The 11,814-nt window shown below is 66.6% G+C and carries 8 protein-coding genes; 3 read left to right on the top strand and 5 right to left on the bottom strand.

What is annotated here, in order from left to right; genetic code table 11:
* Positions 1-13 precede the first annotated feature (13 nt).
* On the bottom strand, positions 14-1,171 hold the full coding sequence (locus BDW41_RS16615; protein ID WP_074549165.1) for an efflux RND transporter periplasmic adaptor subunit: 1,158 nt from the start codon (positions 1,169-1,171) through the stop codon (positions 14-16).
* A 12-nt stretch (positions 1,172-1,183) separates the two neighbouring features.
* Positions 1,184-4,381: an efflux RND transporter permease subunit gene (locus BDW41_RS16610; protein ID WP_074549167.1), complete on the bottom strand. Its 3,198-nt coding sequence runs from the start codon at positions 4,379-4,381 to the stop codon at positions 1,184-1,186.
* A 146-nt stretch (positions 4,382-4,527) separates the two neighbouring features.
* Between BDW41_RS16610 and BDW41_RS16605 the strand changes: the two genes are divergently transcribed.
* Both BDW41_RS16605 and BDW41_RS16600 read left to right on the top strand, forming a co-directional pair.
* Positions 4,528-5,208 carry a heavy metal response regulator transcription factor gene (locus tag BDW41_RS16605; protein ID WP_074549169.1) on the top strand — a complete coding sequence of 227 codons (681 nt, stop codon included), beginning with the start codon at positions 4,528-4,530 and terminating at the stop codon, positions 5,206-5,208.
* Positions 5,208-6,605, top strand: coding sequence for a heavy metal sensor histidine kinase (locus tag BDW41_RS16600; protein ID WP_074549171.1), 1,398 nt, complete (start codon positions 5,208-5,210; stop codon positions 6,603-6,605). Before BDW41_RS16605 ends, BDW41_RS16600 begins: the two co-directional genes overlap by 1 nt.
* A gap of 31 nt (positions 6,606-6,636) precedes the next feature.
* Here the strand turns inward: BDW41_RS16600 and tkt are convergent, their stop codons facing one another.
* From tkt to BDW41_RS16585, 3 genes are all read right to left on the bottom strand, one after another.
* Positions 6,637-8,688 (bottom strand): transketolase, encoded by a 2,052-nt coding sequence (tkt, locus tag BDW41_RS16595; protein WP_074549173.1) that lies wholly within the window; start codon positions 8,686-8,688, stop codon positions 6,637-6,639.
* Positions 8,689-8,779: 91 nt separating this feature from the next.
* Positions 8,780-8,971: a hypothetical protein gene (locus BDW41_RS16590; protein WP_074549175.1), complete on the bottom strand. Its 192-nt coding sequence runs from the start codon at positions 8,969-8,971 to the stop codon at positions 8,780-8,782.
* A gap of 218 nt (positions 8,972-9,189) precedes the next feature.
* On the bottom strand, positions 9,190-9,900 hold the full coding sequence (locus BDW41_RS16585) for a response regulator transcription factor (protein ID WP_074549177.1): 711 nt from the start codon (positions 9,898-9,900) through the stop codon (positions 9,190-9,192).
* A 368-nt stretch (positions 9,901-10,268) separates the two neighbouring features.
* On the opposite strand from BDW41_RS16585, the gene glgA reads away from it, so the two are divergent.
* A complete protein-coding gene (gene glgA, locus BDW41_RS16580) occupies positions 10,269-11,792 on the top strand; it encodes a glycogen synthase GlgA (RefSeq protein ID WP_074549179.1) in 1,524 nt (507 codons plus the stop codon).
* The last annotated feature ends 22 nt before the right edge of the window (positions 11,793-11,814 follow it).

Genomic DNA, 11,814 nt, shown 5'->3' with positions numbered 1-11,814 from the left:
CTGTCCTCCAGGCTCAAGCCGCGTTCAAGGGTTGTGGATTGACCTGCACGCGCTGCCCATTGGCGATGGCATCCCCGGGATTGACGATGACCTTCTCATCGCCGTGCAATCCCGTGCGGATTTCCACGCGCGTGCCGAAGTCGCGCCCCAGCGTGACAGGCACTAGCCGCACCTGGTTCTTGCCGTCGACGGTCGCCACCTGCACGCCGGACGGCCGGAACAGCAGCGCGTTCGCGGGCAGCGACACCTGCCCCGCGCCGGCATCCAACGACAGGCTTACCTGTACGAAGGCGCCGGGGAGCAACGCACCATCGGGATTGGGCAAGTCCACTTCCACGCGCAGCGTGCGGCTCACCGGATCGATGGCACCCGACGTGCGCGCCACCGTGCCCTTGAAGATGCGGCCCGGATATTGCGGCAATGCCAATGTCGCTTCCGCGCCGACGGCAATCGCCGCGGCGTCGTCCTGCGGCACGTTCACGAACACCCGCATGCGATCCGTTTCCACCAGCCGGAACAGCGCCGCCGGCGCGCCACCGTTGCCGGCGTCGATCAGCGCGCCCACGTCGACGTTGCGCACGGTGAGCGTGCCGTCGAAGGGCGCGTAGACCTTCTCGAACGATTGCAGCTGTTGCAGCCGGCTGACGTTGGCCTGGGCGGCGGCCAGCGTGGCCTGCCGGGCCTTCATGCTGCTTACGTTCTCTTCGCTGGATTGCTGCGAGACGGCGTTGCTCTTCAACATCTCCTGCCAGCGCGCCGCCGTTACCTTGGCAATTTGGTAATTGGCGGACGCCGTGGCCGCATCGGCCTGCGCCTGCGCCAGCTGCGCATCGACTTCCGGTGCATCAATGCGCGCCAGCAGGTCGCCCTTGTGCACGTGGGAGCCGATGTCGAAGAACCACTGCCCCAGGTAGCCACTGGTCCGCGCATAGATATTGGCCTCCTGGAAAGCCTGGATGTCGCCGGGCACCACCAGCGTGCCATTACCCGTAGCACGCTCCGGCATCACTGTCGCCACGGTGGGCACGCTCAGCGCCGCCGTCTGCCGGTTGACCAGAGTGCGGGCGGAAAGCCGTGGCAATCCGCCGACGGCCAGCGCCGCTCCGACGGCAATGAAGGGAATGGCGAGCGCGAGGCGTGACTTGCCGGGCACGAAATGGAAGAAGGACATGATGGCTCTCCGTCAGGACACCGGATCGTGGGAAGGAAGGAGCGGAACGGCGTGGCGCGCGCGACGGGCCAGCCATGCATGGACGGCCGAGAACGCCACCGGCACGAACACCAGGGTGGCCACCGTGCCGAACAGCAGGCCGCCGATCACCGCACGTCCCAGCGGTGCGTTCTGCTCGCCGCCGTCGCCCAGGCCCAACGCCATCGGCAGCATGCCGATCAGCATGGCCAGCGCGGTCATCAGGACCGGGCGGAAGCGGGTCTTTCCCGCATCGAAGGCTGCGCGCAACGGCGTGGCCCCTTCCGCCAGTCGATCGCGCGCGAAACTCACCACCAGGATGCTGTTGGCCGTGGCGATGCCGATGCACATGATGGCGCCGGTCAGCGCGGGCACGCTGATCGTGGTGCGCGTCACGAACAGCATCCATGCCATGCCGGCCATGGCGCCCGGCAGGCCGCTGATGATGATCAGCGGGTCCATCCACGACTGGAAATTGATCACCATCAGCGCGTAGACCAGCAGCACCGCCAGGATCAGCCCCAGCATCAAGCCCTGGAACGACGCGTGCATGGTCTGCACTTCGCCACGCACCACCAGGCTGGATCCAGCAGGGAGCGACGCACGCGCTTTCGCCACCAGCTGGTCCACGTCCGCCGCCACGGCGCCCAGGTCGCGCCCCTGCACGCCGGCGAAGATGTCGATCACCGGCTGCACGTTGTAGTGGGACACCACGGCGTCCTGCGTGGCGCGGCTCAGCGTGCTCAGCGAACCGAGAATGGGCGGAATGCCCTGCGCAACGCCCGCGCCGCTCGTGGACAACGGAATGTTGCTCAACGCCTGCAGCGAGTCGATGTCGTATTGCGGAGCCTCCGTCGCCAGCGGATAGCTCACGCCGTTCTTGGGATTCAGCCAGAAATTGGCCGACGTCTGCGAGCTGCCAGACAGCGCGATCAGCAGATCCTGCGCGATGGTGCGCTGCTGGAAACCCGCTTGGATCGCCTTGGTGCGATCCACGTCCACATTGATCGACGGGGCATCGTCGGGCTGCTGGATGCGCGGATCCACCACGCCATCCACATGGCGCAGGCTGGCCAGCAACTGCTCCGCCACCTTGCGGTTGCCCGCCTTGTCGTTGCCCACCACCTGGACGTCGATGGGCGACGGCAGGCCGAAATCCAGCGTCTGGCTGATGATGTCCGCAGGAAGGAAGGAGAACGTCACGCCGGGGAAATCGTGGTTCAGGCGCAGGCGCAGCGCGGTGACATAGTCCGCCGTCGGGCGATGATCGGCTTTCAGTGTGATCAGGATGTCCGCATCCGCCGAACCCACCGGCAGGGAGGAGTCATACGTCATGTTGATGCCGCTCACCGGCAGGCCGATGTTGTCGAGCACGCCGGACAGCTCCGTGGCCGGAATCACCGAGCGCACGCCCTGCTCCACCTGATCCACCAGGCGCGCGGTCTGCTCGATGCGCGTGCCGGTCTTCGCGCGCATGTGCAGGCGGATCTCGCCGGTGTCGGAGGTGGGGAAGAAGTCCTGACCCAGCAGCGGCACCAGCGACAGTGAGCCGGCGCAGACCAGCGCAAAGACCACCGCCATGCGGCGCGGATGCGCCAGCACGCTGCGCAGGGCCAGCTGGTAGCGGCCGTGCAGCCGCTCGAAACCCTGGTCGAAGCGCTGCTGGAAGCGGCGGACGCCCCGCCAGCGCGTGCTGCCTGCAGTGGCGGCGCGCTCGCTGCGCAGGATGTACATCGCCAGCGTCGGGATCAGCGTGCGCGAGAAGAAATACGAGGCCAGCATGGCAAATACCACGGCCTCCGCCAGCGGCACGAAGAGATAGCGCGCGACGCCGGAGAGCAGGAACATCGGCAGGAAGACAATGCAGATCGACAGCGTGGACACCAGCGTCGGCACGGCGATCTGGCCCGAGGCATCGAGGATGGCGTCCTTCAAGTCCTTGCCCAGGTCGCGCTGGTGGCTGATCGCCTCGATGGCCACCGTCGCATCGTCCACCAGGATGCCGACCGCCAGCGCGAGCCCGCCCAGCGTCATGATGTTGATGGTCTGCCCGAGCGCCGAAAGCACCATCAACGACGTGATGACCGACAAGGGAATGGTGATCGCGATGATGAGCGTGGAGCGCCAGCTGCCCAGGAACAGCAGGATCATCAGCGCCGTGAGTCCCGCCGCGATCAGGCCCTCGCGCACGACGCCCTGCACCGCCGAGCTCACGAACACCGACTGGTCCGACACGGGCTTGATGTCGAGCGCCTTGGGAAGCCCGGCGGCGATCTTCGGCAGCAGGCTCTTGACGTTGCCGATGATGTCCAGGGTCGAGGCGTCGCCCGACTTCTCCACCTGCAGCAAGGCCGAGCGCGTACCGTCCACTCGCACGATATTGGTCTGCGGCGCATAGCCGTCGCGCACGGTGGCCACGTCGCGCAGATAGGTCACGCCGCCGCTGTCGGCCTTGACCGGCATCAGGTTGAGCGCATCCACCGAGGTCGGGCTGGCGTTGAGGTTGACGTTGTACTCGAGCGCGCCGATCTTGGCCGTGCCGCCCGGCAGGATCAGGTTCTGCGCGTTGACCGCATTGACCACGTCCAGCGGCGACAGGCCATGCGCCTGCAACGCCTTGGGGTCGATGTCCACCATGATCTGGCGCACCTTGCCGCCGAACGGCAGCGGAATCGCCGCGCCCTGCACCGTCGCCAGCTGCGTGCGTATGAAGTTGTTGCCCAGGTCGTACAGCTGCTGCTCGGGCAGCGAATGGCTGGACAGCGCCAGTTGCAGAATGGGTACGGTCGAGGCGTTGTACGAGATCACCAGCGGCGGCAGCGTCCCAGGCGGCAGAACGCGCAGGATCGACTGCGCATTGGCGGACGCCTCGGCAATCGCGCGGTTGATGTCCGCGCCCTCGTGGAAATAGACCTTGATGACGGCGACGCCATTGACCGTCTGCGATTCCACGTGCTCGATGTTGTCCACGTCCGAGGTCAGCGCGCGCTCATAGGGCGTGGTGATGCGGTTGGCCATGTCGTCGGCGGAGAAGCCGTTGTACGACCACACGATGCTCAGCACCGGAATGTTGATGTTGGGAAAGATGTCGGTCGGCGTGCGCAGCACCATCAACGGCCCCAGCACCGCGAGCAGCAGCGCCACGACAATGAAGGTGTAAGGCCGCCGTAGCGCCAGTTGAACGATCCACATGAGTCACCTCGCCACCACCAGGACAGGTCGCGGCAAAGCCTATGTTTTGGGCGCTTGCCGGGCCCTGACAGGTTCCTGACGATTCTGTAATCACGCTCCGCCGGGCCGTGCGGCTATGATCCGGCCCAGGCAATACGGGAGGCCCCATGCGCCTGCTGGTGATCGAAGACGAGAAGAAGGCCGGCGAGTACCTGAAGAAGGGACTCGAGGAATCCGGCTTTACCGTGGACGTGGTCGCCAATGGCATCGACGGCCTCCACCAGGCGCTGGAGGAGGATTACGATCTGCTCGTCCTCGACGTCATGCTGCCGGGCATGGATGGCTGGGAAGTGCTGCGGCGGTTGCGCGAGAAGAAGGACGTACCTGTGCTCTTGCTCACCGCCGTCGATGAGCTGGAGGAACGCGTACGCGGCCTGGAGCTGGGCGGCGACGACTATCTGGTCAAGCCATTTGCCTTCGTCGAACTGCTGGCACGCATCCGCACCCTGCTCCGCCGTGGACCGCCGCGGGACATCGAACACATGCGCATCGGCGACCTGGAGATCGATGCCGTGCGCCGCCGCGTGCGCCGGAACGGACAGCGCATCGACCTGACGCCGCGCGAATTCTCCCTGCTGCAACTGTTGGCGAGGCGCCGCGGCGAGGTGCTGAGCCGCGCGCAGATCGCCTCCTACGTCTGGGACATGAATTTCGACAGCGACACCAACGTGGTCGAGGTCGCCATCCGGCGGCTGCGCGCGAAGGTGGACGAGGGTTACGGCGTCAAGCTCATCCACACCGTGCGCGGCATGGGCTACGTGCTGGACGACGAGCGCGAGGACGCGTGATGCGCACGCTTTCGCTCACCGCGCGGCTCACCCTTATTTTCACGCTGGTGACGACGACGAGCTTCGCCCTGGTGGGTGTGCTGCTGTTCAAGGCCGCATCGCAGCGCATCATCGAGCAGGACGAAACGAATCTTGTGCTGTCCGCGCGCCACCTGCGCCGGCTGGCGGGCGAGTTCGCCGCCTTGCCGGACCTGGTGGCGCATCAGGATCGCCTGGTGATCAGCGTGCTGGGCGACGCCAGCAACGCACTGCGCATCACCGGCAGCGACGGACAAACCCTGGTCGACCACAACCCGCTGCATCTTCCCCTCGCCTTTCCGGACACCATCGCGCCCGACCAGCGACTCGTGCCCACCATGCTCGAGTCGTTACGCGATACGCACGGCGATACCGTGCGCGGCATGGCCGCCGCCGGGAAACTGCAGGACGGCACGCTCATCACCATCATCGTCGCCCGCTCGCTGGCCGATCGGCAGTTGCTGTTGCGGCACTACCAGCGCGACATGGTGCGCCGTCTTCTCGCCGGCATGGCTGCGGCCATCCTGCTGGGCTATCTGCTGATCCGGCAGGCGCTGCGGCCGCTGAGAACACTGGCCGGCCAGGCGGCCACCATATCGGCCCACAACCTGGGCACGCGGCTGTCGGCGAGCAACGCGCCGCCGGAATTGCATGCGTTGACTGCCACGCTCAACGACATGCTTTCCCGGCTGGAGGAAGGCTTCTCGCGCGTATGGCGATTCACCGTGGACCTGGCCCACGACTTGCGCACCCCCATCGGCAACCTGCGCGGCACCAACGAAGTGGCCCTGACGCGGCCGCGCACCTCGGAGGAATACCAGGCCCTGCTCGGCTCCAACATCGAGGAGTGCGACCGCGTCAGCCGCATGATCGAGAACGTGCTTTTCCTGGCGCGGGCGGAGAGCCCCCAGTTTGCCCTGCAGCGCAGCGTGTTCGACGTGGGCGACGAGCTGCAGCTCATCGGCGATTACTTCGAGGGCATCGCGGCCGATGCCGAGGTGGACATCCGCGTCGCCGGTCATGCGCGCCTGCTGGCGGATCGCGATCTTTTCCGCCGCGCCGTGGGCAACCTGCTTTCCAACGCCCTGCGCTACACCCCGCGACACCATGCCATCGACGTGCGGGTGGAGGAAGCACCAGGGGCGATACGCATCCTGGTCGAAAACCCGGGCGACGGCATCGCCCCGGAGCACCTGGACAAGCTGTTCGACCGCTTCTACCGCGTCGACCGCGCGCGCGGCGATTCGGCCCACTCCGCGGGATTGGGCCTGTCGATCGTGCGCAGCATCCTGGACCTTCACGGCGGGCGCGTGACGGCGGAAAGCGAGCCCAGTGGCACGACGCGCTTCACGCTGTGGTTCCCGACCGCGCCGCCTTGAGGCGACACGCCGTCACAACGGCAGCCCAGCCTTATCGCGCCTCCAGCAAGGCCCTGGCCCTGTCGCAGATCGCATCCACGGTAAAGCCATAGGCCTTCAGCAGCACATCCGCAGGGGCGGACGCGCCGAAGCGCTCGATGCCGAGCATGTCACCGGCGGGGCCGATGTATCGGTCCCAGCCCTGGCGCACGCTCAGTTCAACGGCCAGGCGCGCGGGCACGGAGGGAGGCAGCACCTCGTCGCGTTCGGACTGCGGCAGCGACTCGAACAGTTCCCAGCTCGGCATGGACACGCAGCGCACGGCCACGCCGTCCTCCTGCAGCCGTTCCGCCGCCTCGACGATCAGGCAGACCTCGGAACCCGAAGCGACAAGGATCAGTTGCGGCGTGCCGTCGGGTGCATCGCGCAGCACGTAGGCGCCACGGCGCAAACCATCCGCGGAGGCAAGCTGCTCCCGATCCAGGGTGGGTACGTTCTGCCGAGTGAGCACGAGAGCCACCGGCTGCTCGCGCGTTTCCATGGCGACGCGCCATGCCACCGCCACTTCGTTGGCGTCGGCAGGACGGATGGTGATGAGGCGTGGAATGGCGCGCAGGTTGGCCAGCTGCTCCACCGGCTGGTGCGTGGGACCGTCCTCGCCCAGGCCGATGCTGTCGTGGGTAAAGACGTGGATGACGTGCAGGCCCATCAGCGCCGCCAGCCGTATCGGCGGGCGCATGTAGTCGGAGAAGATCAGGAAGGTGGACCCGAACGGCACCAGGCCACCATGCGCGGCGATTCCGTTGACGATGGCGGCCATGGCGTGTTCGCGCACGCCGAAATGCAGGTTGCGACCCCGATACGACCAGCCCGCCGCATCCGAGCCCTGTTGGTCCGCCGCCTTCGTGGACGGTGGATTGAAGTCGCCCTGCCCGTTCAATGTCGTCTTGGTGGAAGGATCCAGATCGGCGGAGCCGCCGGTGAGTTCGGGCGTCCGTGCGACGAAGGCGTTCACCACCTTGCTGGACGCCTCGCGCGTGGCCATGCCCTTGGCATCGGCCGAGAACGAAGGGATATCCGCGTCCCACGACTCAGCGAGTTCGCCGCGCAGCAAGGACTGCAACTCTTCATGCAGCGCGGGAAACGCATCGGCGTAGGCGCTCATTCTGGCCTGCCATGACGACTCCCACTCCGCGCCGCGCGCCAGCGACTGGCGAAAGTGATCCAGCGCTTCGTCGGGTACCCAGAAATCGGGCTTCAGCGGCCAGCCCAGTTTCATCTTCGTCCTTCGCACGCCCTCCGCGCCGAGCGGTGAGCCGTGCGCCTTGAACTTGTCCTGCTCGGGCGATCCATAACCCAGATGGGTGCGCACGATAATCAGGCTGGGCCGCCCATGCTTCGCGCGTGCGACCTCAAGCGCGGCATCGATCGCGGCGATGTCGTTGCCATCACGCACGCGAACGGTGTGCCAGCCATAGGCCTCGAATCGCCGTCGCGTGTCTTCGGAAAACACCATGTCCGTGCCGGCGGAAAGCGTCACGGCGTTGTCGTCGTAAAGGCAGATCAGCTTGCCGAGCCTGAGATGCCCGGCCAGCGAGGCCGCCTCGGCGGCGACGCCTTCCATCAGGTCGCCATCGCTGACCAGGGCGTAGGTGCAGTGGTCGATCACGGCGTGGCCCGCGCGGTTGTAGCGGGCGGCCAACTGCGCCTCCGCCATCGCCATGCCCACGGCGTTCGCCATGCCCTGCCCCAGCGGTCCCGTGGTGACTTCCACGCCCGGCGTGTGACCGCGCTCCGGATGCCCGGGCGTGCGGCTGCCCCACTGCCTGAACGACTTGAGGTCGTCGAGGGTCAGCGCATAACCGGTCAGGTACAGCAGGCTGTAGAGCAGTGCGGAGCCATGTCCAGCGGACAGCACGAAACGATCCCGGTCGAACCATTGCGGATTGCCCGGATGGAACTTCAGCCAGCGCGTCCACAGCACGTAAGCCATTGGCGCCGCGCCGAGCGGCAGGCCGGGATGCCCGCTGTTGGCCCTCTGCACCATGTCGATCGACAGGCAACGCAGGGCGTTGATGCATATCCGGTCGAGTGCGCGTGACATACGGTGGATCCGGGTTGAACGCAACGCCGTCTGCTGGCGAAAAAAGACGAGGCGGCTCCGCGGAGCCGCCCGAAAGTCAGTGGTTCAGAAGTCAGTCGTTCTTGTGACTCTGCTGGCCTGCCTTTACATGCTGCTCGTGGCTTCCGCCGCGCTGCCCGCCGGATTCCTGGCTGGAGCCCGCCTGCTTGTTGTCGTCGTTCTTGTGGCTCTGCTGGCCAGCCTTGACGTGCTGCTCGTGGGAGGCGTGATCGCCACCGCGATTGCCCTGGTTCGTGTTAGCCATGTCGTTACCTCAAGCGCACCCGGGGAAAGGAGTGCGATCGCGGTGCGCATCGCGATCACGGGAGCAGCTTGACCAATCGCCGTGAGGCCCGGCGTCAGACCGCCATGAAACGTGTCTGCATGTTTGTGAAAGCGCGCGGGCCGTGTCGTTAGCCGCGCATGGTCGCGTCCGCTTGCCTATTCAACACAAGATGAGGCAACGCGGATCGCGTCGAAACTCTAGTTCGACAGATCGCAAAGCCTATAGCCGTACGAGGCCATGGTGTGCAGCAGCGGCCGGCCGAACGGCTTGTCGATGGCGCAGCGAAGTGCGTAAAGGTGGGATCGCAAGGTATCCGAATCCGGCAGGTTCTCGCCCCATACCTCGTGCTCGATGCGCTGGCGCGTCACCAGCTTGGGCGATTCGCGCATCAGCACCTCCAGGATGCGCAGCGCGACCGGCGTGAGCGTGATCGACTGGCCGGCGCGGCGCACGATCAGCGTACCGGTGTCGAATTCCAGGTCCGCCACGCGCAGCACGTTCTGCGACACCCGCTGGCGTGCGCGCCGTATCAGGGCCTTGAGACGCCCGTTGAGCTCGCGCAGGTCGAAAGGCTTGCAGAGGTAGTCGTCGGCGCCGGCGTCGAACGCCTTCACCTTCTCGTCCAGATCGGAGCGGGCGGTGAGCATGAGGATGGGCGCGGAGCTCTTGTTCTCGCGCCGCAGGCGCCGGCATACCTCGATGCCGTCCATGCCCGGCATGGAGCCGTCGAGGATGATGGCGTCGTACTCATTGCTTCCGGCGAGATGGAATCCGGTGATGCCGTCATACGCGTAGTCCACGCTGTACTGCTGTATCTCCAGGTAATCGCCGGCAGCCCGCGCAAGGACCTCGTCGTCGTCGATCATGATCACCGAGCCTGCGCCAGGTCCGCGTTTGGGTCTTGCCATGCCTTCACCGGGTTGTTCCGTTGCTGTCGCTGAACTACAGCCATGGCCGCGTCAGGCAGATGTGAATATGCCGTGCCTGTCATGTCGTCTTCATGCGGGCAGCGCAAAGGCTTCGCTCGCGTGACCAGCATCGGCATGCGCATCGCCAGGGCGCACGCTTCGCGACACGTTCGCGTTGACACTGCGCCGCGCGGATGCCTTCGGCGAAGGCGAAGAAATCGCCATGCGTGTACATCTTTTCGACGCGTCGTTGATGCGCCGATTCCTAACGTGGCTCATCAGCGCTGCATGCCAAAAGCCGCATCGCGTTTCGCCCACGCAATCACCGACAGCCCGCAGGACACGACTGCCGGCGCGAGAACTCTTCGATGAAACAGGCCCTACTCACGCGTTCCACGCGACCCGACCGGAGCGCCGCGCGGCGAAGCCCGGCGCTTCGCGCCAGCCCCATCGCCGACGTGCGTCGCGGTGGCTCGTCCGCGCTTTTCGTCACCACGGAAATCGCCGACTTCGTCAAGACGGGCGGACTTGGCGACGTCGCCGCCGCGCTGCCGCGCGCGCTGTCCCGCTGGCACGACGTGCGCGTGCTGGTCCCGGGATATCCGTCGGTGCTGGAAAATATCCGCGGCCTGCGCTGGGAAGGCTGGACGCGCCCGGTCGCGGGCCTGCCGGCCGCGCGCATCGGCCGCGGTTGCACGGAGGATGGCCTGGGCATCTACGTGGTGCGGGAAACATCCTTGTTCGAGCGCGTGGGCTCGCCTTACCTGTCTCCCAGCGGCGAAGACTGGGGCGACAACGCCGTGCGCTTCGCGCTGCTGTCCATGGCCGCGGCGCAGATCGGCGCGGGCAGCGCCGGGCTGGGCTGGCGCCCTGACCTGCTGCATCTCAACGATTGGCCCACCGCGCTGGCGCCGTCCTACCTGCGCTGGCACGGCTACGCCACGCCCTGCCTGCTGACCATTCACAACCTGGCGCACCAGGGCCTGTTTCCGCTGGAACTCAAGGAAAGCCTGGGCATTCCGTCCTGGGCGGGCGATGCGGATTACCACGGCCAGCTTTCGTTCCTGCGCGCGGGCCTGCTGCAGGCCGACATGCTCACCACGGTGAGCGGGCATTACGCGCAGCAGATCACGCAGGCGTCGCAAGGCATGGGCATGCACGCCATGCTGCATCGTCGCGCGTCGCAGGGCCGGCTGGTGGGCATCGTCAATGGCATCGACGACAGCTGGAACATCGAGCGCGACCCCGCGCTTCCGCTCGCCCCGGATCGCGACCCCGACAGCATTCGCCGACTCGCGCGCCTGGCGCTGTGCGCCGAGATGGGACTGGAGCCACACAAGGGTCCGCTGTTTGCCTTCGTGGCGCGCATGGTGGCGCAAAAGGGCATCGACCTGGTGTGCGAGGTGGGCGCGCAGATCGTGCGCGCCGGCGGCCAGCTCGCCTTGATCGGCTGCGGCGACGCGGACATGGAAGCGGCCGTGCGGCGGCTGGCGCGGCGCTTCCCCGGACGCATCGCGGCCCATATCGGCTTTACCGAGGCGGTGGCGCGACGCATGTTCGCCGGTTCCGATTTCCTGCTGATGCCTTCGCGTTTCGAACCCTGCGGCCTCAGCCAGATGTACGCCCAGGCCTATGGCAGCCTGCCGATTGCGCACGCCACGGGCGGCTTGGTCGACACCATCGAGGATGGCGTCACCGGCCTGCTGTTTGCCGACTCGTGCGCATCGGAGCTGCGCAAGGCATTGGCGCGCGCCTTCCGCATCCATGACGAGCCGGAGCTGATGAGCGCCATGCGCCACGCCGCGATGGCGCTCAAGCACGGCTGGGAGCACTCGGCGCGGAAGTACAGCGCGTTGTACGGAAGGGCCATGGCGCAACCGGCGGCGGCCTGACCATGGCGTTGGGCTCCGCAAC

Origin of the sequence: Dyella sp. AtDHG13 (assembly GCF_003201105.1) — a bacterium.
GTDB lineage: Bacteria > Pseudomonadota > Gammaproteobacteria > Xanthomonadales > Rhodanobacteraceae > Dyella > Dyella jiangningensis_B.
This window is presented reverse-complemented; position numbering and strand designations above follow the sequence as displayed.